The sequence below is a fragment of the Lacrimispora sanguinis genome, from assembly GCF_044987295.1.
In the GTDB taxonomy this organism is placed as follows: Bacteria; Bacillota; Clostridia; order Lachnospirales; family Lachnospiraceae; genus Lacrimispora; species Lacrimispora celerecrescens_B.
The window spans coordinates 1,002,255-1,018,483 of sequence record NZ_CP173277.1 but is presented as its reverse complement, the minus strand read 5'-3'; the positions used below and the strand labels follow the sequence as shown (position 1 = coordinate 1,018,483).

Here is a 16,229-nt window from a genome sequence, read left to right as displayed (position 1 = left end):
ATTACCTTTCGGCTGGTTGATTTTCTGAATTAAGGGCATAAGGTATTAAAATGGTCATGGTGGTGAAACTACCAGGACAGCTGTCAATAGTGATTCCATATTCCGGGCCAAAATCATATTGGATGCGCCTGTTTACGTTGCTGATTCCAACTTGCCGGAAAAATTCTGTTTTGTTCTGACTGTCGGTCTTCTCATGGAGAACTTTATCAATGGTATACTTGGACATTCCTATGCCGTTATCGGTGATATCTATTTTAAGTGCCTTTTTAAGACCCAGATTGATGCTTCGGGCTGATACTGTGATTTTTCCAGCTGTTTTTGCAGGCTCTATTCCATGGAACAAAGCATTTTCAATGATGGGCTGGAGGGTAAAACGGTGAATTTGACAATTATATAAATCCTCTGTCTCAATGAAATATTCGATGGTGACACTTCCGCCGTAGCGATATTTCTGGATCAGGAAATAATCCTTTACCAGATCCAGCTCTTCCCTTAAGGGGATCATGGAAGTGGTGCCTTTTGAAACATTTTTAAGGAGCCTGGCCAATGCTGTGGTCATATCTGCAATACCGTCTGCATTCTGAATGGTTGCCATCCACTTGATGGAATTTAAGGTATTATATAGGAAGTGTGGATTAATCTGACTTTGCAGAATCTGGTATTCCAAATCCTTTCTCTGTTTTTCATCAGTTACCCGTTTTTCCATCAGGGTGTTAATATTTTCTGACATATTATTGATTCCTTTGCCGACTTCTCCCAATTCATGATTCCACTCAATGGCCGAATCCCTGGAAAAATCCCCGGTTGAGATATCATGAATTTTACTGCTGAGCCTGTGAATGGGATCCATGATAATCTTGTTTAACAGGAAGGCGAGGAGTATGCCCAAAGAGACAATGGCAAGGCAGGTTGCCAGGATTAAAAGGGTGTATAAGTTTTTCTGCTGGCCAAGCTGCTGCTCAGAAAGTACCTGGGATAAACTCCAGCCAGCCATGCCCTCAATGGGCCGTTCCACCAGGGTGCGTTTTTTTCCATCGTTCATGGTAACGGAGAGAACCCTGGTTCCTTTGGAGAGAGAGTCGTTTCCGGCCAGCTTTTCCGGATTGGTGTAGGGCATTTCCATTTCCTTTAAGCCGTCTGAATTAAAACCATAGATTTTATCTCCAATGGTAATATATAGAATACTGTCCTCGGGAAGAGGGTAGGAGGCCAGGTAATCGGTAAAGATTCGGGAGGAAATTTCCACATAAGCCCAGCCAATGACTTCAGAATTAAATTCGATGGAAACCGGACGTACGATGGGAATAAATTGGTCCATGCCTGTATTGGTAAATGGATCTTTTACCAGGCCAATCCAGAGAAAATCGTCGGAGCTGTAAAGTTTATCAAAGAAAGGTTGATTTTTAATGATTCTGGCTGCATAAGAGGAGGAGGCGTTTGCCAATGCCGCTATTTGAAGGAAGTTGCTTTCATTGGAAGAAGAAACGATGACCCGAGACATGTATTCATAGGCCCTGGTGTTGTAATACTCTTCCTTTAAACGGCTGTGGGAGGAAAGAGCCATAGGGCGCAGATTATCAAAGTCCCTGGCGGCGGTGGCAAGCTTTGGCTTGTCTTTAAACGCTTCCAGATAATCCAGTACGGCACTGTTGGAGCAGCACCATTTGCTGAAATAGATAATATCCTTCATATCTGCTCCAATGTTGTTGCTTACGACTGAAAGGCTGAATTCCGCAGACTGGATCTGGTTTTTTCTTAAGAAGGACTGGAAAACTGAGAAACAGACAGTTGTAGTCAGAACGGTGATGAGCAGCGTAATGGCTGCTGTGAGTACCATGATTTTTCCTCTTATGGTCTTTGGGATGAACTTTTTCCACATGATAAAATAAAGTCCCTTCTTTCAATGGGTAGCTTGTATGAGTGGTAATAACATCTACAAAGGTAGCTTATTTAATGTAAAATGTCAATGAAAAATCGGCTGCTTTTTATATACAAACGTGTTAATTTGTATACAAAAGAGAAATATTACTGCTTATCATAAAAAAGTGCATGTTTTAACAAAGTGTAAAAGAAGTGTGAATAAAAAGTGAATATTATGAAAGATAAATTCCATTTTTAAAACAACAATCCAGCGTTATAATAGGATCCATGGTAAATCACGGGGATCATGCGGGATTTACTGAAAAACAATCAAATCAGGAGGGATTACAATGAAAAAAAGAACACTGAGTATTGTTCTGGCATGTGCTATGGCAGCAGTCAGCCTTGCCGGATGCGGCGGCGGTTCCAAGGAAACCACGGCAGCTTCCACAGAAGGTGCTGCAGCGGAAGCGACGAAAGCCACAGAGGCAGCAGGAGGACAGACCACATTAAAATGGTCCGTATGGGATATTGGCTTAACAACCTATTACCAGCCGCTCATCGATGCTTTTGAAAAGGAGCATCCGGATGTGAAGATAGAAATGGTTGATTTAGGCTCCACCGATTATCAGACGGTTCTGGCAACAGAGCTTACCGGAAGCGGTTCTGACTTTGACGTGGTTACCATTAAGGATGTTCCTGGCTATATGACGCTTGTGAACAAAGGCGTATTAGAACCCCTGGACAGCTACATTCAGTCTTCTGGTGTTGATCTGACACAGTACAAAGGCCTTACCGAACAGATTACGGTTGACGGAAAGTTATATGAGCTTCCTTTCCGCAATGATTTCTGGGTGTTATTCTATAATAAAGATATCTTTGACAAAGCAGGCGTTGCTTATCCAACCAATGATATGACATTTGAACAGTATGACGCTCTGGCAAGAAGCCTGGCGGTAGAGACTCCCGGACAGGAAGTTTATGGCGCTCATTACCATACATGGAGATCAGCCGTACAGCTTTTCGGCGTACTGGATGGAAAGAACACCATTATTGATGGAAAATACGAATTCTTAAAACCATACTATGAGATGGTTCTTGGAGAGCAGGAAGACGGAGTATGCCAGGACTATGCTACATTAAAGACCAGCGGCTTACATTATTCCGGCGCATTTGCTCAGGGAAATGTTGCAATGATGAACATGGGTACATGGTTTATCTCTACCTTAATGGATAAGGTACGCACCGGCGAGTACACAGACTGCACCAATTGGGGTATTGCTAAATATCCACATGCAGATGGAGTAGAACCAGGCTCCACCCTTGCGACCATTACCACTTTAGGAATTCCGGCCAAAGCTCCTCATAAGGATCTTGCCTGGGAATTTATCAACTTCGTATGCGGAAAAGAAGGCGCAGAAATCCTTGCATCTACCGGTACGATTCCGGCCGTTATGAACAGCACAGTTTCTGATCTGGTATCCAGTGCAGACGGATTCCCTAAGGATGACGGAACCAGCGTAGAAGCTCTTAACACCTCTAACTTATACTTAGAGATGCCTGTAAATGCAAAGAACTCCGAAATTGAAACTGTATTAAACGAAGCCCATGATGCGATCATGTCAGGCGGCATGTCCGTAGATGAAGGCATTGCCCAGATGGATGAAAAGGTTAGTACAATTCTGGCTCAGTAACTGTTAAACAAACATGATATCACAGAGGCGGGCAGCCAAAAGCCCGCCTCATTTAAAGAAACTTCTGATTTGATTTGACGATTGAAATAACAGCGTGCCCTGCTTCATCGGGCGTCAACTGGATATGAAAGCATATCCGCTTGATTCTTTAGAAGAAAAAAACGGGAAAAGGAGGATAAGCAATATGGCGAAGACAATAACAGAAGCGCAAAAACAGGAAAAAATCGCAGAGTTAAATAAGAAGCGGGATGCTTTAAGCCTTATATTGAGAGAGGCTGAAGGAACCCGTAAGCGGGATGTCCTGATTGCGAAAATCGAGACAATAGATGAGAAAATAAAAAAGGTGCGGACAGGGGAACGGTTCACACGTCAGGAAAAGAGGGATATGGTTGCATACTCCTTCATCGCTCCCAACTTTATCGGATTTGCAGTATTTACACTTGGCCCCATTATTTTTGCTTTTATTCTGGCATTTATGAAATGGGATGGCAACAGCCCCTTGGAATTTGCCGGACTTAAGAACTTCATTGATATGCTTGGAAATGCCAGATTCCATGCGTCCTTTATCAATACCATTGTATACTGTATTGCAACGGTTCCTCTGACATTGGCCTGTGCCTTAGGTCTGGCCGTGGTCTTAAACCAGAAAGTCATAGGAAGAAATTTCTTCCGTACAGTTGGATTCTTTCCCTATGTGGCGTCTTTAGTAGCAGTGGCAGCCGTATGGAATATGCTGTTCAGCCCTCAGAAAAGCGGTCCCATTAACATGATCCTTTATCATCTGGGCGTCAATGCAAAAAGTCTTCCAAAGTGGTCCGCGGATCCTAACTGGGTGATGTTTACCATTGTACTGTTCAGTGTCTGGAAAAATATGGGCTATTACATGGTTATCTATCTGGCCGGACTGCAGGGAATCAATGGAGAGCTTTATGAGGCGGCAGGCCTTGACGGCTGCAATTCCTGGCAGAGATTCCGGTATATCACATGGCCCCAGCTTCAGCCAACCACCTTCTTTGTTACCATCATTCTGACCATCAACTGCTTTAAGGTTTACGACATCGTATACATGCTGGCAGGAGGTTCCAACGGAATTGTAAGTTCCCAGGCAATGGTTCTGGTTTACCACATTTACGAAGAGGCATTCCGCAACTGGAATTTAGGTTATGCAAGTGCGGTAGCTATGGTGCTGTTCTTAATGGTTCTTGCCATCACGCTGGTTCAGTTCCGCGGCGAGAAGAAATATGCAAACTAGAATAAGGAGGAAATGAAATGAAAGTAAAAAGCACAAATTATAAAATCAGCAGATGCCTCCTCTATGTGGTTTTGATCATTCTGACAGCTGTTATGCTGATTCCATTTGCATGGATGTTCTCGGCTTCCTTAAAGCTGGATAAGGACGTATTCATTTTCCCGATCCAGTGGATACCGGAAAATCCAAGATGGCAGAATTATCTGGATATCTGGACAAAGATCCCGCTTATGACCTTTGTATTAAACACGGTGAAGATTACCTTGATCGTTACCTTTTTACAGCTTTTGACCAGCAGCTTTGCTGCCTATGCATTTGCAAAGCTGAAATTCAAATACAGCAATCTCTTATTCATGGCTTATATTGCCACCATTGCGGTTCCATGGCAGGTATATATGGTTCCCCAGTTCATGATGATGAGAAAATTCGGGTTAAATGATTCCCATCTTGCCATCATCTTCCTTCAGGCGTTCTCTGCGTTCGGCGTATTCATGATGCGCCAGTTCTATCAGGGGATTCCCGATGAACTGTGTGAGGCTGCCAGAATCGACGGCATGAGCGAGTATCAGATTTACGGAAGGATCATGCTGCCATTGTCAAAGCCCGCGCTGTCAACCTTGACCATCTTTACCTTTGTAAGTACCTGGAACGATTTCTTAGGGCCCCTGATCTACCTGAAAACAGAAGCGAAGAAGACCCTGCAGTTAGGACTTAAGATGTTTATCAGCCAGTACAGTTCCGAATATGGCCTGATTATGGCTGCATCGGTACTTTCCCTGATCCCGGTCCTCATTGTGTTCCTGTCCCTGCAAAAATATTTTGTAGAAGGCATTGCAGCTACCGGAGTGAAAGGATAAAGAAATGGAAACAATAAAGAATTTCGTGGATAACATCCATAACGAGTCTTATAAGGACAGTTACGCCTCCCCCTGCCTGGGGACCAATTCCTATGTGATCCCAGGCGGCAGACCAGCGCAGTCCCTGGACGGTGACTGGAACTTTTCCGTCGACATGTATGATAACTGCTTAAGGGCCAAATGGTTTCTGGAGCAGGAGGTGAATTCAGAGGGCCTTAGGGTCCCTCTGGATTATGGCTTTGACGACTGGGAGGAAATCCAGGTACCAGGAGTATGGAACCTTGCAAAGCCGGAATATTTTTATTATGAAGGACCGGCGGTATACAGCCGCCGGTTTTCTTTTAAGGATTCCACAAAAGGACATGTGTTTTTGCGGTTCGGGGCGGTATCTTATGAAGCCAGGATCTTTTTAAACGGAACATTCCTTGGGGTTCATAAAGGGGGATCAACCCCATTCTGTGTTGAGGTTACGGAAGACTTAAAAGAGGATAACAGACTGATCGTGGTTGCAGACAACACCAGACGGCAGGATCAGATACCAAGTGAGAATACGGACTGGTTTTTATACGGCGGCATATACCGGAGTGTATCTCTTCTTTGCGTGCCTCAGACTTATATTAAGGATATGAAGGTGTCTCTGTCGGATCGGGAGAAAAAGGAAATCAGTGTATCCGTGGCTCTTGGAGGTTTTGAGGACTTTAAGGATGGAGAGGTAGTTTTCTCCATACCGGAGCTTAAAGTGGTAGAGGTAGTTCCTCTGGGAGCAGACGGACGGGGACAGCTGACCGTAAAAGCCGGCGAACTTTCTCTGTGGAGCCCGGAAAATCCCAAGCTGTATGAGGTTTCCCTGCATCTTAGATCTAACAATAAAACGCAGGATCAGGTAAAAGACCGGGTAGGTTTTCGTACCGTGGAAACCAGGGGCAGAGAAATTCTTTTAAATGGAGAGCCGGTTTTCCTTCGTGGTGTATGCCTTCATGAGGAGACAGAAGACCATGGAAAGGCTGTTACAAAAGAGGATATCCGTCAGGCATTTGACTGGGCAAAAAAGATGAACTGCAATTTCCTCCGTCTGGCACATTATCCACATACGGAGTGGGTTTCGGAACTGGCAGATGAGGCAGGCCTTCTTTTATGGGAAGAAATTCCGGTTTACTGGTGGATCGATTTTGCAAACTCACGGACCTTAGAGGATGGAAAAAACCAGCTGACAGAGATGATGAACCGGGATTATAACCGGGCCAGTGTGATTATCTGGTCCGTAGGAAATGAGAATCCTGATACGGATGAGCGCTATCACTTTATGAAGGAGCTTGCAGAAACGGCAAAGGAATTCGATTCCAGCCGTCTGGTATCCGCTGCTTGTCTGGTGGATGCCGTAAATTTAAGGATTTCCGACAGGTTGGAAAAGCATTTAGATATCATTGGGTTTAATGAATACTATGGCTGGTATGATCCGGATTACGGAAAGCTGGCTGATATATTAGATGGTTCCAAACCCGAGAAACCGGTTGTTATCAGCGAGTTCGGCGGGGACGGGTATCTTGCTTCCGGTCCGGAAGGCGGTAAGGTCCGGGGCTCTGAGGAAGAACAGATGGAAATTTATAAAAAGCAAGTAGAAATGTTTGGAAAGATCGATTATATTCAGGGTACGGCACCCTGGATTCTATTTGATTACCGGACGCCGAAACGGCTTGGAACGTATCAAAAAGGATACAACATCAAGGGTCTGGTAACAGCGGACCGGATGCGGGAGAAACCTGCCTTTTTAATCATGAAGGAATATTACGAGGAGGTAAGAAAACGTGAACAAACAGACGGAGACCTTGCTTAGGGAAAAAACAGAGCTAACAGAGGTGAAGTGCCGGGAGGCCATGGATTTCGCCGTGAAGCAGGTGGAGGATAATTTAAAAGAATTTACGGATTCCTTTAAAAAAGCATACAGTGAAGATGGATTCTACAATCCAACTCCCAATGTAAACTGGACCACCGGATTCTGGACCGGACAGATATGGCTTGCTTATGAGTGGAGCAAGACAGACGAACTGAAAAAGGCCGGTCAGATCCAGGCGAAAAGCTTTTTGGACCGGATAGACCGCAAAATAGAAGTGGATCACCACGATATGGGTTTTTTGTATACCCCTTCCTGCGTAGCTGCTTATAAGCTGGTGGGTGATGAAACAGCAAAGGAGGCGGCAATCAAAGCGGCAGACCAGCTGATCAGCCGTTTTCAGCCGGTGGGTGAGTTTATCCAGGCCTGGGGCCCTATGAACCAGCCTGAAAATTACCGCTTTATCATTGACTGCCTGTTAAACCTCCCTTTATTATACTGGGCCACGGAAGAAACCGGAGACCAGAAATACCGCGAGATAGCGGAAAAACACATTCATACCGCCATTGCAAATGTCATAAGGGAGGACTATTCCACCTGGCATACGTTTTTCATGAACATGGAGACAGGGGAGCCGGATCATGGGGCTACCTGCCAGGGATATAAGGATGGCTCCGCCTGGGCCAGAGGACAGGCCTGGGGAATCTATGGCTGCGCTCTTGCCTATCGGTATACAAAGCGGCCGGAATACATTGAGGATTTTAAGCACGTGACCGGATATTTCTTAGACCACCTTCCTTCGGATCTGGTACCATATTGGGATCTGGAATTTGGCGAAGGATCTGAGGAACCGAGAGATTCTTCCTCTGCTTCCATTGCAGCATGCGGAATGCTTGAAATGGCAAAGTATCTGGATGAATCCGATGCCGCTTGCTACGTATCCATAGCAAAAAAGATCATGGAATCCGTTGTGGAACATTATGCGGTTAAAGATTTGCAGGAATCCAATGGGCTGGTGCTTCACAGCACGTATTCCAAGAAATCCCCTTACAACACCTGCACACCGGAAGGCGTGGATGAGTGCAACATTTGGGGAGATTATTTCTACATGGAAGCCTTAACCAGGCTGTCTAAGGATTGGAATCCATATTGGTAATAATCGAAATAATTCGAAAAGAGGCGAATATAGATGAAACTTGAAACAAAACAGGACTTCCAGCAATGGATGTTCCAGGTGTTAAACCCCTTAAAGCCATTGTACAGCGAAGGGTGCGCCAGGCTTCCCCTTGGAGACAGCGGTGTCACATATCCTAAGGTGAGCATCGAGATGGAGGCATTTTCCCGGCCTTTATGGTCACTGGTTCCCTTGTGGCTTGGGGGAGGCAAGGGGTTTGAAGAGATTTATCAGAAAGGCCTTGCAAACGGCACCGATCCTTCTCATCCGGAATACTGGGGAGGTTTTAAGGATTATGACCAGCGGTTTGTGGAAATGGCGGCCATCGCCAGCGGTTTGATTTTTACTCCGGAAAAATTATGGGAGCCTTTAAGCGAGGAAGGAAAACAGAATCTGGCAAAATGGCTTTACGGAATCAATGAGTATATCATTCCTGAATGCAACTGGCAGTTTTTTATGATTCTTGTGAACGTTGCTTTAAAAAAGCTGGGATGCCGGTACAGTAAAGAACGGCTGGCATCTGGTCTTGAAAAAATTGAAAGCTATTATATTGAAGATGGCTGGTACCGGGATGGCGGCTCCTGTCAGAAGGATTATTACATTTCCTTTGCCATTCATTATTACGGGCTTTTGTATGCGGTGGCAATGGAGGATGAAGAGCCGGAGAGGTGCCTTCTGTTTAAGGAACGTGCAAAGCGGTTTGCCAGCGATTTTATATACTGGTTTGATGAAAACGGATCCGCTCTCCCTTACGGAAGAAGCTTGTCCTACCGTTTTGGAGAGGCAGCATTCTGGTCTGCATATGTATTTGCAGGGCTTGATGATATCCCGGCAGGAGTTGTAAAGGGAATCATAGCCCGCCATTTGAACTGGTGGACGGAGCAGAAGATCTTTGACCGTGACGGCGTGCTGACCATTGGATATGGATATCCAAACTTAGTCATGGCAGAACGCTACAATGCGCCGGGTTCTCCTTACTGGGGGATGAAGACCCTTTTGTGCCTGGGGCTTCCCGATGATCATCCCTTCTGGTCTGCAAAGGCGGAGGACTTACCAGAGCTGGAGCCGGTAAAAATGTTAAAACAAGCGGATATGGTGATGCATCGCCATGGAAAGGATGTAGTTTCCTATCCGGCAGGAGTTTGCGAGAAATACGGACACGGCCATGTGCCGGAAAAATACTCCAAGTTTGCCTATTCCACCCGTTTTGGATTTTCCGTTGCAAAAAGCCAGATCGTGCTTCATGAAAATGCTCCGGATTCTTCTCTGGCCTTTGTCATTGACGGAGATGATTATGTATTCGTCCGGAAATACAGTGATTCCTATGAGGTTTTGGAAGACCGGGTTGTCAGCAGATGGCATCCGTTCCCGGGAATCATGGTCACATCAACCATTATTCCGAAAGAGTACGGCCATTTAAGGATTCACGAGATTGAAAGCCAGTACGACTGCACTGCCTATGACTGCGGCTTCTCCGTGGAGAAATTCACAGAAACTTATGAGCAGAAGGCAGAGGGGAAGGGAGCATTTGTATCCTCTGGAAAGCAGGATTGTATGGTGTATGGGGAAGGCCCGGAGGCAGCAGGCCTGGTAATAGAGGCAGATCCCAATACCAACGTGCTGTATCCCAATTCATCCATACCGGCGGTTTCTTATCGTATAAAAAAAGGGGAAACTATCCGGCTGGAAACGAGGGTGGAGAGCATAATCCGATAGAATGATGCATTGATTTTAATGTTTTTCCGCTGTATAATAAAGTCATAAACAGGTAGCAGCGAGGAGGGCGTAAGAAGATGTGGATGAATAAAAAGCAGAATTTAAAGGCTTCTTATTATAGCAGCTTCTTCGCCCTCATCGTGTTTCCTATTCTTTTTATAATCTTACTGTCCATCCTCATTATCCGTACCATGATGGTGGATTCCGCAGTTTCCAACATCCGGCGTGCCCAGGATAACATCGCCTCTACTCTGGGCGGAGAAGTAAAGGATGTATCTCTCCGTTTATCCCATTTCGTATATGTTAACGACAATGAAGTCATAAAAAACGCAGCGAAAACCAATACAAAAGATGTGGCTGAAAGATATCTTTATACAAAAATCCTTACCGAATCCTTTCATTATGCCATGGTTCCGGTGCAGGACATCCTGTCTGCCGTATTTTATATGAAAGACGGAGACCATACCTATATGAAGGATGATATTACCCTGGACAGGAATGAACTTAGGACCTCCTCTTGGTATCAGGAGGCGTTGGCAGCTCCCAATGTGGTAAAGGTAGGTTTTTATGACCGCAGTGTGACCAATTCCAGAAAAAATGCCTATACCCTGACCATTGCCGCAGGCCTGTCTCCTGGGATGGATGTGGACCGGGACGGAGTGATAGAGATGACGGCACTGTTTGTCTCATCCAGGACCGGAGGTCTGATAAAAGATTATAATAAGGAACGGCTGCTGGGATCTACCATAATTGCGGACAAGTCAGGAAAGGCCATTTTTGACGCAGAAGGTACGATGGACCTTTTACCCCGGAATATTTCCTTAGAACAGCCCAAATTCCGATATCAGGCAAGTGGCAGACGTTATATGGGAGTGGTGACCGAAGAACCGGTGACCGGCTTAAAGATCATCAGCGTAGTGTCTTATGAAGCCCTTACAAGAAGCTTTAACAGGACTGCAGCCGTCATTGTAGCAGTTACGCTCCTCCTGTTTGCACTGTTCTACCGTTTTTCCAGTTATTTCTTAAAAAGCATCATTGACCCCATCCATCATACTGTTGAGGGCATGAAAAAGGTGGAGGAGGGAAACCTTCTGGTCCATGTGGAACCAAAAGGACAGGAAGAGCTGCGCCTGATGATCCATTCTTTTAACCGTATGACAAGACGGTTAAAGCAGCTGATACAGGAAAATGAGGAACAGCAGCAGAAAAAGCATGAGGCAGAAATCAGGGCGCTGCAGTCTCAGATCAACCCTCACTTTTTGGTAAATTCATTAAATTCAATCCGATTTATCGCACAGATGTCAAAATATGAGTCCATAGCCCGCATGGCAGAGGCGCTCATTAAAATATTATCCTGCTCATTCCGAAGCAATACGGGATTTTATCCTTTAAAAGAGGAGCTGGAGGTTTTAGATAGCTTTATCTATCTGATGAAAATCCGCTATTCCGACGGGTTTGACATAAAGTATGAGATAGAGGAATCCTGTTTTTCCTGCCTGGTCCCAAGGCTTATATTACAGCCTGTTGTGGAGAACTCCATTGTCCATGGCTTTAGCGGCCTGATGGACGAGATGGGATTCATCTGGCTGACAGCTCATGAAGCAGATGGATATCTGTTCCTTGAGATCCGGGATAACGGAAAGGGAATGTCGGAAGAAGAGATGAGCCAGATCCTGAATGGGGAAGAGGAAAAGGAAGGGAAAAAGGATCATGTAAGAATCGGAATCACCAATGTAAAAACCAGGCTTACGCTTAATTATGGCGAAAGCTGTGAATTTGAGATGGAAAGCGAAAAGGGCCGGTTCACAAGAACCTCCATTCGCATCCCCATAAAAAGAAAGGAACCGGAAGACCTATGAGAAATGTCCTGATCGTGGATGACGATACCATAGTACGAATTACCCTGCGCTCTTTGATCAATTGGGAAGAGATGGGGTATCAGATTGCCGCGGATGCCATTCATGGACAGCAGGCATTGGAATATATCAAGGATCATCCGGTGGATTTGGTGATCACCGATATGAAAATGCCGGTTATGGATGGAATCGGCCTCTTAGAGGAGTTAAACCGTTTAAAAACCATTCCGGCAGTACTGGTTTTAAGCGGCTATGACGATTTTAAGCTGGTTCGGGATGCCTTCCGTCTGGGGGCCTGCGATTACCTGTTAAAGACCGGATTAACAGAGGAAACTCTTGCAGCAATGCTGAAACGTTTGGATGAAGAGGTATTTCACGATCACGGCAATGAAACAGGAGGAGAGAAGAATCCGGTGGTAAAAATCCCGGATTCTGTTCTTCTTGTAGATATGGCCATGGGAAGACGATCCCTTGAGGAGACTTTTTTTCAACAGGAATACCTGGTGATACAATTTGAAATAGAAGACTTCCATAAGGCATCGGCCCGTTTTGGAGAGGATTTTGAAGAAGAACTAATAAAGCCCATGTTAGAGCTTGCCGGGCAGATTCCCCGGGTGGCATCCCGCTGCATTCTTGGGGCAGTGGCGCCTTCCCGCTATTGTTTGCTGTATCGTATCACCGATCCGGAGCAGTATAGGGAAAATGCGGTTTCCGCCTGTAAGCAGTTATGCAATGTTTGGAAGCACTTTATGAATCTCTCCGTTTCCGCAGGGATCAGCAGCCCGGGAAATGGTACAAAGGATTTCTTAAACCGATTTGAAGAGGCAGGAGAGCAGTTAAGGCTAAAGTATTTAAAAGGGAAAGGGAAGATCTGCGATCCATGGGAAAAAGATGCGGTCTCATTCCAGCAGGTCCGGCAGGCGGGACAGGATTATGAAAAGCTTATAAAGGGACTGATGATAGGCGATGAATTTACCGTATGGTCGGAAAAGAAGGGATTCTTTTCTGAACTTTATAAAATGGAATTAAAAGCTGCCAAAGAGGCCTGCCTCCATCTCATCTGCAGCATAGCCTGGCAGCTTTCGGATAACCACGATGACATCAGTGCTCTGTTTGCAGAAGAGGTCAATTATTATGAGAAAATCGGCCGTTTGGATGAAATGCGGAGCTTGGAATTGTGGCTGAATAATTATTTCCGCTGGATCATGGATTATAATGCCCACCATGCGGATCGGAAACAGGCGGATATGATGATCCGTGCAAAACGGTTCATTATGGACAATTATGCCAATCCGGAGCTGACGCTGGGAAGCGTGGCAAGTTTCATCGGTCTGAATGAAAAATATTTCAGCACCAGATTTACGAAAGAAGAAGGGCTGACCTTCAGCAACTACTTGACCGAGGTCCGCATTCGAAAGGCAAGGGAGCTGATGGAGACAACGGATTTAAAGATTTATGAAATCAGTCAGAGCGTTGGTTATAACAGTGTGGAGCATTTTACCAGAGTATTTAAAAAGCTGTGCAAAGTAAGTCCGGGCGGGTACCGGAAATAAAGACCTAACGATAGATCAAGTTTTCAAACCATAACTCATGGAGAAGGATGTTTTGAAATGGTAATATAATCTCATCAAAACAAGGGAGGTATTACAGAAATGAGAAAACGAGTGTTGGCTTTGGGGCTTTGTGCAGCAATGGCAATAGGAGCTATGACCGGCTGTTCCTCATCAAATGGAACCGGGGAAACTCCAAAAGAAACCACGGCGAAAGGTCAGGATGGGGCCCAGACAGAAGCAGGAAAGCCGGAAGCTAAGGAAGACTTAAAAGGCAGTCTGGTATTTGCCATCTGGGACAATAACCTGATGGATTATATTGATGAAAATGATATGGTTGGGAAATTCCAGGAGAAATATCCCAATGCAGATATTGAAGTAGAAAAGATCAAGGATGATTCCGAGTACTGGAATGCCATGAAGATGAGAACATCAGCAAACCAGCTTCCAGATGTAATGTTTAACAAGCCCTTCACCTTATCCAGATTCAAGGACTATCTGGTGGATTTATCCGGGCTGGAAGCATCGAAAAACAACGAACTGGCCTCCGGATACGCAATGGATGGCAAGGTTTTAGGAATTCCAATGACAGCGGGTTATGAATACGTTTATTATTGGAAAGACATGTTTAAGGAAGCTGGTGTTGAGGTTCCTACCACATGGGAAGATTTCGAGAAAACAGCTCAGACTCTTCAGGACTATTATGGGAAAAACGACCCGGATTTCATGGCAATCGCCCTTGGCGCAAAAGATGAATGGCCGGATTATCCGTACATGGAATTTATGCCTGCACTTCAAGGCGGCAATGGACAGAACTGGAACGATATGGCAAAGACAGATGCTCCGTTCGCAGATGGAACCGACATTAACAAGGCATACAATAAGGTTTACAGCTTATTTGGCAAAAATGTGTTCGGCAAAGATCCTCTTGGCATGGGCAACGATCAGGTGACGTCCCTGTTTGCACAGAAAAAAGCGGCTATCATTGCTCTGGGAGACTGGGGCCTGCAGAATATTCAAAGCGGTACCGATGATGCTTCAGAACTTGGCACCTTCTACCTTCCGGTAAGAGATTCCAAAGACGATCCCTTCCGTGTTATCGTACAGGGCGACTCCTTCATGGGTGTAACCACCCATAGTAAGAATCCGGAGCTGGCAAAGGCTTTCGTAGAATGGTTTTACAGCGAAGACTGGTACCCAGGATACATCAATTATGTAACCAGCGCATCTTCCATGAAGAACTTCCCCAAGGAAAAGGACCCGATCCTTGCCCAGTCAGATGAGCAGCAGCCGGATAAGGAACTGGTTATGTATGACGGTGGCGGAGACAATTTCCAGGCGATCCAGAATGATATCGCATTTGATTACAAGAAGCTGGGAGCCCAGATGTTTACCAATGGCTTTGATTTAAAAGCGGAACTGGATGGACTCAATACAAAATGGGCGGAAGCCAGAACAAAGCTTGGAATTAAATAAACAGATTGGAAAGGGGGACAGGGTGATGAAGCCCTGCCCCCCTTTTCTTCCAATGACTTGAATCAGGAGGTATCTATGAATTCTCTGGAAAAACAGAAAAAAAGGTTTATTGTATGCTCCCTTGTTGTTCCTATGGTATTGCTTATCGGGTTTGTGGTGTTTCCGGCCTTTGACTTAATCCGCATGAGTTTTACAAACTGGGATGGATATTCTAAAACCTATGATCATATCGGTTTTAACAATTATACGGCCATGTTCCGGAACAGGGACTTATGGCTTTCCCTCCGCAACAATGGGGTGTATTTTTTCGCGCATTTAATATTTATTCCCATAGAGCTGATGTTTGCAGTGCTGTTAACCTCAAGGCTCAGGGCGTCAAAATTCTATAAAACCATGGTTTTTATGCCATATATCATCAATGGGGTTGCAATTTCTTATGCCTTTTCCTATTTCTTTTCTCCTATAAATGGAGCATTTGATGAGATTTTAACCGTATTTGATTTAGAGAGTCTGATAAGAAACTGGCTGTCCGATCCTAAAATCGTCAATTTCGTGCTGGCCTTTGTATCCCTGTGGAGATTTTCCGGGTACCATGTCATCCTCTTTATGGCGGCCTTACAGTCTCTTCCCCAGGATGTACAGGAAGCAGCCAGAGTGGATGGAGCAAATGCGTGGCAAATGTTCAAGTACATTCAGATACCGTCTATTATGCTCATGGTGGATTTTGTCCTGTTTGATAACATCCGGGGCGCTCTTCAGGTATTTGATATCCCCTATGTCATGACCAGCGGAGGACCGGGATATGCCTCCTCCACCTTTACGCTCTATACCATTGATACGGCCTTTAAATACAGCAACTTTGGCCTTGCTTCTACCATGGCGGTGGCGATTATGGTCATGATCGTTGTTATTTATTTGGTTCAGAACAAGATCATTCATGGAATTCTGAAAGGGGGAAGAAAATAA

General features: G+C 45.1%; 11 protein-coding genes. 10 read left to right on the top strand and 1 reads right to left on the bottom strand.

Annotated elements, in window-relative coordinates:
• Position 1: 1 nt before the first annotated feature.
• Positions 2-1,837: a sensor histidine kinase gene (locus ACHZES_RS04770; RefSeq protein ID WP_395547730.1), complete on the bottom strand. Its 1,836-nt coding sequence runs from the start codon at positions 1,835-1,837 to the stop codon at positions 2-4.
• Positions 1,838-2,210: 373 nt separating this feature from the next.
• Here ACHZES_RS04770 and ACHZES_RS04765 point away from each other — a divergent pair, with 373 nt between their 5' ends.
• The 10 genes from ACHZES_RS04765 to ACHZES_RS04720 all read left to right on the top strand — a co-directional run bounded on the left by ACHZES_RS04765 (position 2,211) and on the right by ACHZES_RS04720 (position 16,229).
• Positions 2,211-3,554, top strand: coding sequence for an ABC transporter substrate-binding protein (locus tag ACHZES_RS04765; protein WP_395547731.1), 1,344 nt, complete (start codon positions 2,211-2,213; stop codon positions 3,552-3,554).
• Between the two features lie 184 nt (positions 3,555-3,738).
• Complete coding sequence (locus ACHZES_RS04760) at positions 3,739-4,806, top strand: carbohydrate ABC transporter permease (RefSeq protein ID WP_084719692.1); 1,068 nt, start codon at positions 3,739-3,741, stop codon at positions 4,804-4,806.
• Positions 4,807-4,823: 17 nt separating this feature from the next.
• The gene (locus tag ACHZES_RS04755) at positions 4,824-5,660 is read left to right on the top strand and encodes a carbohydrate ABC transporter permease (protein WP_038282402.1); all 837 of its coding nucleotides are present in this window, start codon (positions 4,824-4,826) and stop codon (positions 5,658-5,660) included.
• 4 nt (positions 5,661-5,664) lie between these two features.
• Positions 5,665-7,494 carry a glycoside hydrolase family 2 protein gene (locus ACHZES_RS04750; RefSeq protein ID WP_154524435.1) on the top strand — a complete coding sequence of 610 codons (1,830 nt, stop codon included), beginning with the start codon at positions 5,665-5,667 and terminating at the stop codon, positions 7,492-7,494.
• Positions 7,466-8,647, top strand: coding sequence for a glycoside hydrolase family 88 protein (locus ACHZES_RS04745; protein WP_395547732.1), 1,182 nt, complete (start codon positions 7,466-7,468; stop codon positions 8,645-8,647). The genes ACHZES_RS04750 and ACHZES_RS04745 overlap by 29 nt, the downstream gene beginning before the upstream one ends.
• A 33-nt stretch (positions 8,648-8,680) precedes the next feature.
• Complete coding sequence (locus ACHZES_RS04740; RefSeq protein WP_395547733.1) at positions 8,681-10,381, top strand: DUF2264 domain-containing protein; 1,701 nt, start codon at positions 8,681-8,683, stop codon at positions 10,379-10,381.
• Positions 10,382-10,458: 77 nt separating this feature from the next.
• Positions 10,459-12,240, top strand: a complete 1,782-nt coding sequence (locus tag ACHZES_RS04735; protein ID WP_395547734.1) for a sensor histidine kinase — start codon at positions 10,459-10,461, stop codon at positions 12,238-12,240.
• The gene (locus ACHZES_RS04730; protein ID WP_395547735.1) at positions 12,237-13,790 is read left to right on the top strand and encodes a response regulator; all 1,554 of its coding nucleotides are present in this window, start codon (positions 12,237-12,239) and stop codon (positions 13,788-13,790) included. The genes ACHZES_RS04735 and ACHZES_RS04730 overlap by 4 nt, the downstream gene beginning before the upstream one ends.
• A 99-nt stretch (positions 13,791-13,889) precedes the next feature.
• Complete coding sequence (locus tag ACHZES_RS04725; RefSeq protein ID WP_038282390.1) at positions 13,890-15,263, top strand: ABC transporter substrate-binding protein; 1,374 nt, start codon at positions 13,890-13,892, stop codon at positions 15,261-15,263.
• 75 nt (positions 15,264-15,338) lie between these two features.
• Positions 15,339-16,229, top strand: a complete 891-nt coding sequence (locus ACHZES_RS04720) for a carbohydrate ABC transporter permease (RefSeq protein ID WP_395547736.1) — start codon at positions 15,339-15,341, stop codon at positions 16,227-16,229.

Excerpts from the sequence above, each read along its gene's own strand:
- ACHZES_RS04770 (WP_395547730.1), bottom strand. The coding sequence starts at position 1,837 with ATGGTACTCACAGCAGCCATTACGCTGCTCATCACCGTTCTGACTACA.
- ACHZES_RS04765 (WP_395547731.1), top strand. The coding sequence starts at position 2,211 with ATGAAAAAAAGAACACTGAGTATTGTTCTGGCATGTGCTATGGCAGCA.
- ACHZES_RS04760 (WP_084719692.1), top strand. The coding sequence starts at position 3,739 with ATGGCGAAGACAATAACAGAAGCGCAAAAACAGGAAAAAATCGCAGAG.
- ACHZES_RS04755 (WP_038282402.1), top strand. The coding sequence starts at position 4,824 with ATGAAAGTAAAAAGCACAAATTATAAAATCAGCAGATGCCTCCTCTAT.
- ACHZES_RS04750 (WP_154524435.1), top strand. The coding sequence starts at position 5,665 with ATGGAAACAATAAAGAATTTCGTGGATAACATCCATAACGAGTCTTAT.
- ACHZES_RS04740 (WP_395547733.1), top strand. The coding sequence starts at position 8,681 with ATGAAACTTGAAACAAAACAGGACTTCCAGCAATGGATGTTCCAGGTG.
- ACHZES_RS04735 (WP_395547734.1), top strand. The coding sequence starts at position 10,459 with ATGTGGATGAATAAAAAGCAGAATTTAAAGGCTTCTTATTATAGCAGC.
- ACHZES_RS04730 (WP_395547735.1), top strand. The coding sequence starts at position 12,237 with ATGAGAAATGTCCTGATCGTGGATGACGATACCATAGTACGAATTACC.
- ACHZES_RS04725 (WP_038282390.1), top strand. The coding sequence starts at position 13,890 with ATGAGAAAACGAGTGTTGGCTTTGGGGCTTTGTGCAGCAATGGCAATA.
- ACHZES_RS04720 (WP_395547736.1), top strand. The coding sequence starts at position 15,339 with ATGAATTCTCTGGAAAAACAGAAAAAAAGGTTTATTGTATGCTCCCTT.